The 14,588-nt window shown below is 54.8% G+C and carries 14 protein-coding genes; 10 read left to right on the top strand and 4 right to left on the bottom strand.

The genetic code is table 11. The features are described from left to right. The first annotated feature begins 88 nt into the window (after positions 1-88). The 8 genes from QVG21_RS01170 to QVG21_RS01135 all read left to right on the top strand — a co-directional run bounded on the left by QVG21_RS01170 (position 89) and on the right by QVG21_RS01135 (position 6,549). Positions 89-301, top strand: coding sequence for a hypothetical protein (locus QVG21_RS01170; protein ID WP_251213608.1), 213 nt, complete (start codon positions 89-91; stop codon positions 299-301). 151 nt (positions 302-452) lie between these two features. Next, entirely contained in the window at positions 453-929 is a 477-nt protein-coding gene (gene bcp / locus QVG21_RS01165) for a thioredoxin-dependent thiol peroxidase (RefSeq protein WP_287921300.1), read from the top strand. Between the two features lie 32 nt (positions 930-961). Next, a complete protein-coding gene (gene recA, locus QVG21_RS01160) occupies positions 962-1,975 on the top strand; it encodes a recombinase RecA (protein WP_287921298.1) in 1,014 nt (337 codons plus the stop codon). A gap of 3 nt (positions 1,976-1,978) precedes the next feature. Then, on the top strand, positions 1,979-4,189 hold the full coding sequence (locus QVG21_RS01155; RefSeq protein WP_287921296.1) for a RelA/SpoT family protein: 2,211 nt from the start codon (positions 1,979-1,981) through the stop codon (positions 4,187-4,189). A 5-nt stretch (positions 4,190-4,194) separates the two neighbouring features. Beyond that, positions 4,195-4,599: a hypothetical protein gene (locus QVG21_RS01150; protein ID WP_287921294.1), complete on the top strand. Its 405-nt coding sequence runs from the start codon at positions 4,195-4,197 to the stop codon at positions 4,597-4,599. After that, positions 4,599-4,868, top strand: coding sequence for a hypothetical protein (locus tag QVG21_RS01145; protein ID WP_251213603.1), 270 nt, complete (start codon positions 4,599-4,601; stop codon positions 4,866-4,868). The genes QVG21_RS01150 and QVG21_RS01145 overlap by 1 nt, the downstream gene beginning before the upstream one ends. 163 nt (positions 4,869-5,031) lie before the next feature. Beyond that, positions 5,032-5,418 (top strand): HIT family protein, encoded by a 387-nt coding sequence (locus QVG21_RS01140; protein WP_287921291.1) that lies wholly within the window; start codon positions 5,032-5,034, stop codon positions 5,416-5,418. Between the two features lie 657 nt (positions 5,419-6,075). Further along, positions 6,076-6,549: a helix-turn-helix domain-containing protein gene (locus QVG21_RS01135; protein WP_287921288.1), complete on the top strand. Its 474-nt coding sequence runs from the start codon at positions 6,076-6,078 to the stop codon at positions 6,547-6,549. A gap of 1,459 nt (positions 6,550-8,008) precedes the next feature. Here QVG21_RS01135 and QVG21_RS01130 read toward each other — a convergent pair. Continuing rightward, positions 8,009-9,268, bottom strand: a complete 1,260-nt coding sequence (locus QVG21_RS01130; RefSeq protein WP_287921285.1) for a fimbrillin family protein — start codon at positions 9,266-9,268, stop codon at positions 8,009-8,011. A gap of 272 nt (positions 9,269-9,540) precedes the next feature. Here QVG21_RS01130 and QVG21_RS01125 point away from each other — a divergent pair, with 272 nt between their 5' ends. Further along, positions 9,541-10,401: a metal ABC transporter solute-binding protein, Zn/Mn family gene (locus QVG21_RS01125; protein ID WP_287921282.1), complete on the top strand. Its 861-nt coding sequence runs from the start codon at positions 9,541-9,543 to the stop codon at positions 10,399-10,401. After that, a complete protein-coding gene (locus QVG21_RS01120; RefSeq protein WP_287921280.1) occupies positions 10,398-11,168 on the top strand; it encodes a metal ABC transporter ATP-binding protein in 771 nt (256 codons plus the stop codon). Before QVG21_RS01125 ends, QVG21_RS01120 begins: the two co-directional genes overlap by 4 nt. A gap of 49 nt (positions 11,169-11,217) precedes the next feature. On the opposite strand, the gene QVG21_RS01115 is transcribed toward QVG21_RS01120, so the two are convergent. The 3 genes from QVG21_RS01115 to argS all read right to left on the bottom strand — a co-directional run bounded on the left by QVG21_RS01115 (position 11,218) and on the right by argS (position 14,579). Then, on the bottom strand, positions 11,218-11,508 hold the full coding sequence (locus QVG21_RS01115; protein ID WP_251213598.1) for a hypothetical protein: 291 nt from the start codon (positions 11,506-11,508) through the stop codon (positions 11,218-11,220). A gap of 130 nt (positions 11,509-11,638) precedes the next feature. Beyond that, positions 11,639-12,673, bottom strand: coding sequence for a hypothetical protein (locus QVG21_RS01110; protein WP_287921277.1), 1,035 nt, complete (start codon positions 12,671-12,673; stop codon positions 11,639-11,641). Positions 12,674-12,797: 124 nt separating this feature from the next. After that, positions 12,798-14,579, bottom strand: a complete 1,782-nt coding sequence (argS, locus tag QVG21_RS01105) for an arginine--tRNA ligase (RefSeq protein WP_287921274.1) — start codon at positions 14,577-14,579, stop codon at positions 12,798-12,800. Between the last annotated feature and the right edge of the window lie 9 nt (positions 14,580-14,588).

The following is a 14,588-nucleotide window of genomic DNA, read 5'->3' as shown; positions in this document are numbered from 1 at the left end:
ATATTTATTTTCCACTTTTCAAATAAGTGTCACAACCTGACACAAAACTGCCGTTCCTTTGTATCGTGAAACCAAAACACGAAGAACGATGGGAACAGCCTACAAAATCAGATGCCGCCACTGCGGCGCGCGATTCGACCACTACCTGCAACCGGGCTACGGCCTGCTGGCGCCCTGCGTAGGATGCGGAGAATACGTGGAAACCGAAACGGCAATCCGCTGCCCGGCCTGCCACAAGAAACTGAACGCCACGCAGGAAGAATTCCACGAACAAGTCGAAGTGACCTACGAATGGGACTGAGGCACGAAAAAATGGCCCATAGGGCGGCGGACGAAACGAAATTTTTCCTATCTTTGACTTTGTCAAAGGTACTCCCGCCGCAGCAATGCACGAACGAATTCGGCATTGCGTCCGGCCTGTCCGTATCTTTACAAAAAAAGTATTCTATAAGATGACCAGACTGCAACCGGGACAAACGGCGCCCGACTTCCGCTCGACGACCCAGGACGGGGAACCGCTGACGCTGGCGGACCTGCGCGGCCAACGCGTGATCCTCTACTTCTACCCGAAAGACAACACGTCGGGCTGCACGCTCGAAGCGCAGAGCCTGCGCGACGGCAAGGAAGAACTGGCGCGGCAGGGATTTCGCATCGTAGGGGTGAGCCCCGACAGCGAAAAGTCGCACCAGAACTTCTGCGCGAAACACGGACTGAACTTCACGCTGCTGGCCGACACCGACCACTCGGCAGCCGAAGCCTACGGCGTATGGGCCGAGAAGTCGATGTACGGGCGCAAGTACATGGGCATCCTGCGCACGACGTTCGTCATCGACGCGGAAGGCCGCATCGAAAAGATATTCGACAAGGTAGACACGAAGAACCACTACGAACAAATTTTGGAGTGGCACCTACAGCAAGACAAGAAATAACCACAAGCAAATAATTAAAAACCAAAACCATAATGGCAGAGAAAGTACAAGCGAATGCGGACAAGCTGAAGGTCTTGAACGCAGTGATGGAAAAGATAGAGAAGGACTTCGGCAAGGGGTCGATCATGCGGATGAACAGCACGGAAGTGAACGACATTCCGGTCATCCCGACGGGCTCGATCACGCTGGACATAGCCCTGGGCGTAGGCGGATACCCCAAAGGCCGCGTCATCGAAATCTACGGTCCCGAATCGTCGGGCAAGACGACGCTGGCGATTCATGCGATTGCCGAAGCGCAAAAGGCGGGCGGCATAGCGGCGTTCATCGACGCGGAACACGCATTCGACAGCTTCTATGCCCAGAAACTGGGCGTCGATGTGGACAACCTGCTGATTTCGCAGCCGGACAACGGCGAACAAGCGCTCGAAATCGCCGATTCGCTGATTCGCTCGAGCGCCATCGACATCATTGTGATCGACTCGGTAGCGGCGCTGACGCCGAAAGCCGAAATCGAAGGCGAAATGGGCGACTCGAAGATGGGTCTGCAAGCCCGTCTGATGTCGCAGGCCCTGCGCAAACTGACGTCGAGCATCGCCAAGACCAAGACGGTCTGCATCTTCATCAACCAGCTGCGCGACAAAATCGGCATCGTCTACGGCAATCCGGAGACGACGACGGGCGGCAACGCACTGAAATTCTATGCGAGCGTCCGCATCGACATCCGCCGCATGTCGGTCATCAAGGACGGCGAAGAACAACTGGGCACGCGCACCAAGGTGAAGATTGTGAAGAACAAGGTGGCACCCCCGTTCAAACGGGCGGAATTCGACATCATGTTCGGCGAGGGAATCTCGAAAATCGGCGAAATCATCGACCTGGGCGTCGACTACGGCGTAATCAAGAAAGCGGGCTCGTGGTTCTCCTATGGCGACAAGAAGATAGGCCAGGGCCGCGATGCGGTCAAGGAACTGCTGCGAAACGACGAAGCGCTGGCGGCAGAAATCGAAGAAAAGGTCCGCGACGCGATGAAGAACGCAAAGGAATAAAGTATGGGATACACTGCCGAGGATGAAGCCCTGATCAAGGAAAAATGGGACGCCCTGCTCTTCTCCTGCACGAAAATCTGCAAGAACGACGAAGACTGGGATTTCATCAAACGAGCCTTTTTCCTTGCCAAGGAAGCACACGAGGGGGTACGGCGCCGCAGCGGCGAACCGTATCTCCTGCATCCTATTGCAGTGGCCCGGATTGTGGCGGACGAAATAGGCCTGGGCGTCAAATCGGTGGTGGCAGCCTTGCTGCACGACGTGGTGGAAGACACGGAATACACCGTGGAAGACATGGAACGCATCTTCGGGCCGAAAATCGCCTCGATGGTCGACGGACTGACGAAGATGTCGGGCGTATTCAACGCCGACACCTCGGAACAGGCGGAATACTTCCGCAAAGTGCTGCTGACCCTCTCGGACGACGTCCGTGTAATCTTGATAAAAATCGCAGACCGCCTGCACAACATGCGCACGCTGGGCTCGATGCCGATGAACAAGCAAATCAAGATTACGGGAGAAACGATTTACCTGTTTGCGCCGCTGGCCTACCGGCTGGGGCTCTACTCCATCAAGAGCGAACTGGAAGACCTCTGCATGAAATACCGGTTTCCGCAGCAATACGCCGAAATCACGCAGAAACTCCAAGAGAGCGAAGCCTCGCGCAAGGAATTCATCGACAAATTCAACGCCCCGATTATCGAAGCGCTCGACCGCGACCACTTCAACTACGAAATATCGGGCCGGCTGAAGAGCGTCTACTCCATCTGGAGCAAGATGCAGCGCAAACAAATTCCGTTCGAGGAAATCTACGACCTTTTCGCCATCCGAATCGTATTCAAACCGCTGCCGTTCCCGTCGGAAAAGACCCAGTGCTGGCAAATCTACTCGACCATCACGGATATCTACACCCCCAAGCCCGACCGCCTGCGCGACTGGATTTCGATGCCCAAGGCCAACGGCTACGAAGCGCTCCACTCGACGGTCATGGGACCCGACGGGGTATGGGTCGAAGTACAGATCCGCACCCAACGCATGGAAGACATCGCCGAACGCGGATTCGCGGCCCACTGGAAATACAAACACGCGACGATCTCGCAGGACGAAGACGAATTCGACAAGTGGCTGAAACAAATCCGGACGGCGCTGAACAGCCCGACGGAAAGCGCAGTCGACTTCCTGGACAACTTCAAGTTATCGCTATATACATCTGAAATCGTAGTATTTACACCGAAAGGAGAATCGCGGAAAATGCCGTACGGAGCGACCGCGCTGGACTTCGCCTACGACATCCACTCCAAGATAGGGAACAGCGCCATCAGCGCCAAAATCAACCACAAGCTCGAACCCATCACCACGCAGATAAACAACGGCGACCAGATAGAAATCATCACGGCCGACAATGCACGCCCCAAAGCCGAATGGCTGGAAGCGGTGACGACGGGCAAAGCCAAACAAGCCATCAAGAGCTTTCTGAAACGCGAACGGCAGAACAACATCGAACGAGGGATGCAGCTGCTCGGCGAGAAGATGAAAGCGCTGAATATCAACCTCAGCGGCCGGGTACTGCAAAAGATAGTCCCCATCTACCGCTGCAACAACAAGGAAGAACTTTACAGCAAAATCGGCGCGGGAATCATCTCGCTCGACGACCTGGAAAAAGTACTCAAGATAAACTCCAAAAGCAAGAAACTCAAGTTCTGGACCCTGTTCATCCCGTCGAAAACCGAAGACGAGGGGGACGAAACCGACCCGAACGAACCCAATCCGGAACCGGCGGCGCCGGAACCGCAATTCAAGATAGCGGAGTGCTGCAAACCGATTCCGGGCGACAAAGTGATAGGGTACCGCGACCCGGCGACGGGCGACATCATCGTACACAAAGCCACGTGCGACGAACTGAACCGCCTGGCATCGCAATACGGCAAGAACATCGTCAAGGAAGAAATCAAATGGTCGCAGCACAAGGCCGATTCCTACTTGGTGACGACGCAGCTGCGCGGCATCGACCGCATGGGGCTGCTGCTCGACCTGGCCAACGTGGTGAGCAACGATTTCAACATCAACATCCGCGAAGTGAACATCCACAGCCACGACGGGATTTTCGAGGGCGACATCAGCCTGTATGTCAGAGACGCCGAAAGTCTCTCCGCCGTGATGGACAAACTTCGGAAAATCAAAGGAATAGAGAGCGTAAAACGAACGATAAACTGACACCGATGGAGGATTTCGGCTTTCTGAAATGGATCGCAGTCATTGCCGTGATAGCCTACAACGGCGTCCGGCAAGTCCGCAAAAACGCCAAAAAAGGCGAAAAACGCCGCCAGACGGCGCCGGGCGAAGCATGGCCGGCACAGAGACAGGCCTTTCCGCCGCAATCCGAGCCTTTCGGAGAAACAGCCAAAGTTCAGCCGCAACGCCTTGCTGAAACGCCCTCACCCGGAAAATACGCGGATTTCATAGCGAAAAAGGCCCAGAAAGAAAGCCGGGAACGCAAGGCAAGTTCAGCCCCAGAAACCCCGAAACAAGCCGAAATACAGCCCGAAAACGCCCGTAACACAGATTTCGACCTGCGGCAGGCTGTAATCATGTCCGAAATTCTCAAGCCCAAATTCGACGAATAATGGCCCGGACACCCCGCAAACCGACGCCCGAAGAACTCCGGTGGCGGCGCTCCGCCCATGACCCGGAAAAAGCGAAGCGCAATTTACGGCGGCAATACGGTCTGCTGGGGCTGTGGAGCGCCCTGACGCTCGGCTGGATAATCTCGGTCGCAACGAAATACCTGTCGTTCAGCTGGGTAAACGTCATCATACTGATTTTCGGGTACCTGAATCTTGCGCTCGGAATCCTCCGCAACAGACGGATAACCGCAAGCAAGAAGCAGTTCTAAAGGGACCAGGGCCCATAATCTTGTTTTTAAGGAAGGAGGGGCTTATACGGCCACGGCTTGCCGGATTATTCCCAGCCTGGCAACCACAACATATTCGGTTCTAAATAGGCCAGAAACCCCCTTTGCCGCAAAAATGCAGAATCACATCAAACCAATCAAAAATATGGCATCCATCTTTTCACGAATCATCGCAGGGGAAATTCCCTCGTACAAAGTCGCCGAAGACGACAACTACTACGCATTTCTTGACATCAATCCGCTGACGAAAGGGCACACGCTGGTAGTCCCCAAGCAAGAGGTAGACTACATTTTCGACCTCGACGACCGCACGTTTTCGGGCATGATGCTTTTTGCCAAACGGGTAGCGGCACAAATCCAGCGTGAAATAGCGTGCAAAAAGGTAGCAATCGTGGTTTTAGGGCTGGAAGTACCCCATGCGCACATCCATCTGATTCCCATCCAAAGCGAAAACGACGTCGATTTCCACCGCGAAAAGCTCCATTTGACGCCGGAAGAGTTCCAAGAAATATCCGCCAAAATCGCCGGATAAAGGGCTGTTTACAAATTTATATTACGCTGTAATACAGAGTGTAGGGCAGAAGATTCCGCCCTACACTTTTTATTTATTTAACATAATATAAAGGTGATTAGAAAACAGCAGAAAAAACAATGTCCGATAGGCGACAATACCGAAAAATTGCTGAAAAATTCACCGAATAGGGGATGTTAATTACATTTGTAATTAATAAAATTCGCTTGACTTTCCATTTGTAATTACATTTGTAAACAAATCATATCGCGGCACGGTGTTTATAGTTACAAATATCAAATATCCACAAAGCGGCCATAAAGCCCGTTTTAAGGCGCACAGGAAGCAAATTAAATCATTAAACAACGAAATATATAAATACTTAATACCAGTATTTTACAAAAATCATCTAAATAATATTCTATCATATTAAATGGAGGAATACAGGTATAATGGCTCAATCATAGTATACACATGTATTACTCAATATTTGCATTGAAAACCAAATTTATATGCGATTTATCTAATATGAAATCCGTCTGAATAAGCATGATTAAAGTTAACGATAACTCGCTATTTACAATTGTAAACATTGCTCGATGTTATTAACATTTTGCAAATGTAAATATTATTTGTTTTACAAAAGAAAACTATTTATATTTGTAAAAAATTACGCCGATGAGGGAAAAATTGCTCGATCTGATGAAAAGCGAAGGTTTGAAGTCAAGCCAGCTTGCCGACATGCTCGGAATCAATCCGGCGGGAATCTCCCATATTTTGGCCGGACGCAACAAACCCGGATTCGATTTGCTCCAGAAAATACTCCGACGCTTCCCCCGAATCAGTCCGGACTGGCTGCTGCTCGACAGCGGCCCGATGTACCGCGACGCGGAAGAATCGGCCCCGGCATCTTACGAAAAACCGGAGACCTCGCAGGCAACCGCGGATCGTCCGGCCCAACTCGGCGGACTATTCGCTCCGGACCGGACAACCGATTCGACCGCCAGTCCGAAGACAATAGCAACTCCCGAAAATCCGCAGCCACCGAAAACCGAAATCCCAAAACCCGGAAACCGGACTGCCGAAGTAAGGCGTATTGTCATCTTTTACGAAGACGGGGCTTTTGAATCGTACTTCCCGACAATGCGCTGAATTATTCCACACGAGGAATAGGCCGGAATAATCCATTCTCCGGCACTTAAAAAAATCAATCCGAACTCTGCCGAATTAAATTCGGGAAGTTCGGATTTGCTTTTATTGCGAGCCGCTCGGAAGCGTGGGAGGCTGACAAAAGACCGTCTTACAGGATATTTCGAGCAGTTCTCAGTTTCGGAAACGCTGTCTTTGCCTAAAGGGCGAGCCGCCCATCGGTTGCGCCGGATAAATCTCCATTCTGTAATAATGCAAAAACGGTTAGGTGCCGAAATTCCATATATAATAAGGTATATCGAAGTTGCGCCGATGTCTTTGGAAAATGCAGCATCGTTAAGGAACGTGTTTTGCAAAGAAACTCGAGATTGTTCGGGTTACAACAAAAGGCTTTAGAATTCTGTTCGCACTTGGACGAACGTTTTTATTCCGGTGCATTTTATTTCAAGCTGCCCAAACTGACTGCTCCCCTAACCATTTGCCGAATGAAATAATATTGTTATTATGTTAAATTATTAGGGGGGGGGTATGGGATATTAACGGGTTCTGTTTCACCCATGATAATATTCGCTTGTCGCACAGCGACTGAATATGCCCTTGCTGGTGGCGGCACCACACCGAAAAATCGCCCGCAGCCGCTGCGTTATATTCAGTATCAAAAAGATGCTTTGGGTAACGGGATATACTCTTGCGCAAAATATTCAATTCCAACCGAACGGCCTGCAACGATATAGCCGATGATGCTATGAATCCGAATACAAGAAAGAACTGCGTGCGGCTAACAAAAGAAAGACGCGGAACAAAATAACATTCTAAGCCCGTGCGATAACCTGTATCGGAAAGGCTGTCTCAAAATAATATTCCGAATAACCGAACAGACCAACTACAAATCTATCGCGCTGTAATACAGAATATAATAACGCGTAGATTCTTCACTTCGTTCAAAATGACATATTGAAAAAAACGGGCAAAAAACGCCCATCGGCTGTCGAAGCGAAAGCTGTATTTCAACGTGTTTTTTTATGGCGTTCAGCCTGCGCTTTTATTATACCCTACTCCCGAACACAAAACCTTTTCTTGAACCGGACGAGCCATCCCCATCCGGAGCGGGAAAAAGGCAATAAGAACAATACCCAACAACATGATTTTTATGATTGCCCGCTCTGATTCCGGAGAAAACGAGAACAATCACAAAAACGACATGTAAACCCACCCGGCGGGAAGACTATGAAATTTACAACGGCAACCGTGACGAACGCCGCAATGATTGGTTTACTACCCGCAAGCCGAACCGGGCTGGACGTCGCTGTGCGGCAAGGTGTACGAAGAACTGGCGCTAATCTACTCGCGCCGCTGGACATAAGACGAACCCGAATTTACGCCCAACAACCTACTCGAAAAAATAAGTATTCTGGCGCAGAACGAATCTGGACGGCAAAATTAGCGTCCGGATTATAATAATCTATTCGTCTTTCACGCACCGGAGCGAGACGCCGTACTGCACGGGAACGGAAACGAACGAATGGGCCCCCTCGGCGGAAATCTTGAGACAAGCCATTTTAGTATTCTGCGCGGATAGCGAAGCACTCATCAAATAACTGGCGGAACCGTACTTAGAAGTGGTATGAATCCAACAACCCGACAAAACGAAAAATCCGGGGTCGCAACCGCTATCGACCAACGCTTCCAACTCCTCGCGCGCGGGAATATGCCAACCGGGAGGACAAACACCCTGCACGGATGCGGCCTGCCCGTCGAACGTCTCGCCGCCAAACGCGGTCGTCCAATCGTAGAGCAACCCTTTTGCCGCCACGCCCGAAGCGCCCTCCTTGGGATACCAGATTCCGGCCTCCCATGCCGCCGAAGCGGGCTTGTAACGCAGATTCTCAGCCATCCAAAGCCGTCCGCCGACAAGAGCCGTGGCATACGTTTCGCCCTCGTAAACCAATGCGCCGAGGTCTTCCTCCTGGCCCGGGTCATCCTTTCCGGAACCGATGGTCCCGCCGTCGATCCAATCGCGAATCTCGCCGCTCAACTGCATTTTCAACCCGCTCCCGGTCACCTCGACCGTCAGGTCATAGCAATGCCCGCTCTCCAACGCCACGGCGTCGATGGTTTTGCGGTGGACAACCCCGTCGGAAGTGGTCACTGAAACCGTCAAATCGGCCTGCTGGGGAACCAGCACCGCCCGGTAAGAAAGCCCCGACCGCACCTCGCAAGCCCGCACTTCGGAAGCAGCCGCATCGGCCATGACCGAGACTTCGAGCGCTTCCAAATCGACCGCAGCGGCCGTCGCGAAACCCTCCAACACGACCTCCTGCACCGAACCTGCCGTGCGGTTGTCGACCAGTACCGTCAGCTGGGCCATCAAGTGCTGGAAAACCATGCTCACGGGTGCCGCGCCCGGCACAACGCCGGTCCTCACCGCACCCAACAAATCCGACGCTTCGCAACCGTCGCGCTGGTCGGCAGCGACCGAAAATTGGGCAGGCGCCCCGCCCTCGGAATAAGGATAATAAGCTACCAGCGTCGAAGGCTCCGTCTGCTCGGCATACCACTCCAGACCGCCCGCGAACACCGTTCCGTCGTAGGTCATCGGCCGGTTCCGGACGCCGGGCTCCGACGCCCGGACGATGGAAAGACCGATGCGGTCGCCCGGCTCGAAAGCCAGCGCAGTGACCCGCGCCCGCACCGTCGGAGCGATAGTGACATAGCAACTCATCGGTCCGGATTCGGAACATCCGGCTGCACAAAACAACGCGAGCATATACCCCGCTACTTTCATCTTCGGCTTCATAGACAAATTCGATTTACGACCTTTTGACACAAAATTAAGACTTTTTATGTTATTTTAATACCCGAATCCCAAGAAAAAACAGCGCCGATTCGAGATTTTATGGCCCGTTTCCGTCGCACGGTTTCTGCAAAAAAGAGTATCTTTGCAATTTATACGGAACCTGCGGGGAGCACTCCCCCACTTTTATGGACAAGCAGATGAAAAACAGACGAATAAGAACGGCGATATTGTCTCTGCTATGGCTTGCGGCATCGTGCGCGGCACAGCAAAAACCGGACGAAGCAACGCTGTACGTCTCCATTCCGCCGCTGAAAGAGGTGGTCGGCGGAATTGTCGGCGACGACTTCCGGACGGAGGTGCTGGTACCGCCCGGAGCAAGCCCGGAGACCTACGAACCGACACCCCGCCAGTTCATCGGACTGAACCGCGCACAACTGATTTTCAATGTGGGACTGCTCGATTTCGAGACGGCGCTGCTCCGGAAAATCGACGACCGGCAAAAAATCGTGAATCTGAGCCGCGGAATCGAACCGATAGCCGGGAGCTGCTCGCACGGAGACCATGGCGGGCATCACACGCACGGCGTAGACCCGCATGTATGGACCTCGCCCCGTGCGCTGCAACGGATGGCGGCGAATGCCTACGAAGCGATTCACGCACGCTATCCGGATTCGGCGAAATACACGAAGAACTACGAATCGCTGCAACGGCGGTTGCAAGAACTCGACGAACGAACGGCGGAGCGAATCGAACGGAGCGGAACGGAATACTTCATCATCTACCACCCCGCCCTCACCTACTACGCCCGCGACTACGGTCTGCGGCAGGAAGCCATCGAAACCGACGGCAAGGAACCCTCGGCCCGGCATCTGAGCGGAATCATCCGCGAAGCCCGCGCCAAAGGGATACGCAAGATATTGTACCAAAGCCAGTTCCCGGCCTCGGCAGTGGAGACCGTGGCCCGCGACATCGGTGCAGAAGCCGTGCGGATCGACCCGCTGCGGGAGGACGTGACGGCCAACATCGACGAGATAACCGAACAACTGACTTCCCGATGAATCTGGTAGAACTGCACGACGTAGGGGTTGCCTACGACGGCTACGAAGCACTCCGCCATGCGGACCTGGAAATTGCGTCCGACGACTTTCTGGGCGTCATCGGACCGAACGGCGGCGGCAAGACGACCCTTGTGAAAGCGATTCTGGGAACGGTGGCCCACACGGGCCGAATCGACTATGCCCCCGAACTCTACCGGGGCAAGGAACGGCTGATCGGCTACATGCCCCAACAAAGCGACTTCGACCGGGCGTTCCCCATTTCGGTGGAAGAAGTAGTGCTGTCGGGGCTGCAAGGACGACGCGGATTCGGCAAACGCTACACGGGCGAAGACCGCAAAAAAGCATCGGAACTGCTTGAAAAAGCGGGAATTGCCGAAGCGGCCCGCCACCCTATCGGCGAAGTATCGGGCGGTCAGATGCAACGGGCGCTGCTATGCCGGGCGGTCATTGCGGAACCGCGCCTGCTGATACTCGACGAACCGGCCAACTTCGTGGACAACCGATTCGAGAACGAACTCTACAACCTGCTGCGCGAACTGAACGAACAGATGGCCATTGTCATGGTTTCGCACGACGTCGGCACAATAACGAGCGTAGTGAAAGAAATAGTCTGCGTCAACCGCCAGGTCCACCGCCACCGCTCGAACCGGCTGACGGAAGAACAACTGCGCAACTACGACTGCCCGATACAGGTAGTATCGCACGGCCACATCCCCCACACGGTGCTGGAACACCACCCGGGCGACTGCTGCTGCGAACATGAATGAAAAATCCCCGCCTTGACGGCGGGGATTTTCGATTGGAAAGAGGAGCGGCCTACTTCTGCTCGCCGTTGATTTTGCTCAACTTCTCGAAAAGCCCGTTGAACGCGGCGATCATCTCGGCACGCAGAGCGGCGTAGTGCTTGCGGACGAGCGACCTGTTGTGCGGCTCGGCGGGATTCATAGCCTTGGCGAACAACGCGTTGCGCACACCGACAGCCTCCTGCATGACGGCGAAAATCTCCTGCTCCTTGGAGGGCTGGAAACACATAGCCATATCGCAGTCGAAAACGACCTCTTCGAGACGGTAGTCGATCTCCTTTTTCAGATTTCGTAAATTAGCCATAACGGAAATTTTAGATTTTGCTGAGACAAAGGTAGTAAAACTTTCGGATTATGCAATACGACCGTCCCCGCCGACGAACAGGCGGGGCCCGGAAGAACCGGACCCCGCCTGCGATAACGGAGGGAGAACCCTATTTCCCCAACTCACGGGCGATTCTGCGGGAAGCCTTTTCGGCCTTCTTGGCAGCCTTGGCCTCCTTTTTAGCGATTTTCTTGGCCGCCCGGGCCTCCTCGTCGGCGATACGCTCGGCCTCGCGCGAATTGTAGGCAGCGGCCTCACGACCGTTGCGGACGTCGCGGCGGGCAGCCTTACGCACGCCCTGTGCGCTGTTGCGGTAAATCCCGGCATCGGGATCGGGCATCTCGACGATGATACCGTTGGCGACCTCGTCGATCTCCCAGCAACGGCACGGCTGTGCGGGCGGGCACGGCTCAGCCACAGGCTGAGGAACGGGTGCGGGAGCAGGCTTGGGCTTGCAGATACGGGTCCGCTGCTCGACAAGGCTGCCCTCGTCGTAATAAATAGTCATGGCGACGCGGCGAATGGGCGGCAAGATATGCTTGACCATGTAATCCCATGCAGCGGGCATCCGCTTGAGAGCGGCCTCCTTGGCCTCGGGCGACTGCGTACCGTCGATCACGCGCAACACGGCCTGCTTCTCGGGCATGGCCGACTTCTCGACGAGGGTACGGCACATCTCCCAATCCTCGGCGACGGAAGAAGTCTTGACGTTGAACTTCTTGGAAAAACCGTACTTCGTATCGACGTAATTACGGAAATCGCGGGCGCGGCTGCGGGCCAGCCGCTCGTTGAGCGCCACGGGACCGTCGGGCGAAGCGTAACCGGTGATGACGACCGAATTGACCCTGACGAGCGAATCCCTCATCATCCCGGAGACGAACGAATTGAGCTCGTTGAGCTGACGCGAATTGCCGTCGAGGGCGGCATCGAGCGTCGCCAGGTTGATCAGGTAACGCACGGAATAATCGGAATCGGCCTTGCGCTCGACAAGGGCCTGCCGCACGATATAATCGCCGTCGGCTCTCTCCGACAGCATCACCGTATCGGCCGCAGAAGCCGACACGGCCCTCCGCGACTGAGCCGAAGCTCCGGCAACGGCGCACAACGCGAAGGAAAGGGCGAATGTGGTAAAGGTTGTTTTCACGCTGATATAGTGTTAATCATTGCTGCCTACCCCGCTCGCAAGATTCGTACCACTATTCGCACCGCCCTGCAAACAAAAAAACGGACCGGATTCCCCGGCCCGAATAAAAACGCTGGCTGCAAAACTACATCCGCTCGGGGACGTCGATGCCGAGCAGGCGCATGCCGGAACGGATGACGCGGGCGACCTGCGCGGCCAACTGCAACCGCATGCACCGCACGGCGGCGTTCTCCTCCTTGAGAATGGAATGGTCGTGGTAATAGCCGTTGAACTGCTTGGCGAGCTCGTAGACGTAAGCCCCGATAATCGAGGGGGCGAAGTTATCGCCCGCGGCCTTGACCGTCGCGGGATAGTCGGTGAGCATCTTGACCAATCCGATTTCCTCGGGCAGGAACTCGGCCTGCGCAGGCTGCCGGAAGTCGATACCGGCTTCGGCGGCCTTGCGGAGCACCGAACGGATACGCGCGTGCGTATATTGGATGAAAGGCCCCGTATTGCCGTTGAAGTCGATGGATTCGCGCGGGTCGAAAAGCATGGTCTTCTTGGGGTCGACCTTGAGGATGAAATACTTCAAGGCCCCGAGCCCGACCATCGTCGAAACGGCATCGGCTTCCTCGTCGGAACAGCCGTCGAGCTTGCCCAACTCGGCAGACATTTCGCGGGCCGTGGCCACCATGTCGGCAATCAGGTCGTCGGCGTCGACGACCGTGCCCTCGCGCGACTTCATCTTGCCCTCGGGCAACTCGACCATGCCGTAGGAAAGGTGGGTGATGTGGTCGCTCCAATCGGCATAGCCCAGCTTTTTGAGCACGAGCTTGAGCACCTGGAAGTGGTAGTTCTGCTCGTTGCCGACGACGTAGATCATGTCGTCGAGCTTGTTGTCCTCGAAACGGCGGAACGCGGTGCCGAGGTCCTGCGTCATATATACGGAGGTGCCGTCGCCACGCAGCAGCAGTTTCTCGTCGAGCCCGTCGGCCGTGAGGTCGATCCACACCGAATTGTCGTCGCGACGGTAGAAGACGCCTTTCTTGAGCCCCTCCTCGACGAGCGACTTGCCCAACAGATAAGTCTGCGACTCGTAGTAGACCTTGTCGAAATCGACGCCCAGCGCCTTGTAAGTGACGTCGAAACCCTCGTAGACCCAACCGTTCATGGTCTCCCACAACGAATAGACTTCGGGGTCCTTGGCCTCCCACTTGCGCAGCATCTCCTGCGCTTCGAGCATGACAGGCGCCTGCTTCTTGGCCTCGTCTTCGGACAAACCCTGCGCCATAAGCTCCTTGATCTGAGCCTTGTAGTGCTTGTCGAACTCAACGTAATATTTACCCACGAGGTGGTCGCCCTTCATGCCCGACGACGCGGGCGTCTCGCCGTTGCCGTAGAGCTTCCAGGCCAGCATCGACTTGCAGATATGGATGCCGCGGTCGTTGACCAGGTTGGCCTTGATGACCTTATGACCGTTGGCGGCGAGAATCTGCGCGACGGAATATCCCAGGAGGTTATTGCGGATATGCCCCAGGTGCAGGGGCTTGTTGGTATTGGGCGACGAATATTCGATCATGACCGTGCGGCCCGACGGAGCGGCCTGCCCGAACTCGGGGTCGGCGGCGACCTCGGCGAAACGCGCCGCCCAGAACGAACCGCCGAACGAAAGGTTCAGAAAACCCTTGATGACGTTGAACGCCTCGATTTCGGGGACGTTGGCCGTGAGCCACTCACCTATCTCGGCAGCCGTGGCTTCGGGCGATTTGCGGCTTCGTCGCAGCAAGGGAAACACGACGAGGGTATAGTCGCCCTCGAACTCCCTGCGGGTCTTCTGAATCTGCAGCGGCTCGCCCTCCGACGGCCCGTAGAGCGCTTCCGCCGCCCGGCGGACCGCCTCCGAAAGAAAGGTCTCGATATTCATGGATGGATG

It is taken from the genome of Alistipes sp. UBA6068 (assembly GCF_949428155.1).
Lineage (GTDB): Bacteria > Bacteroidota > Bacteroidia > Bacteroidales > Rikenellaceae > Alistipes > Alistipes muris.
This window is presented reverse-complemented; position numbering and strand designations above follow the sequence as displayed.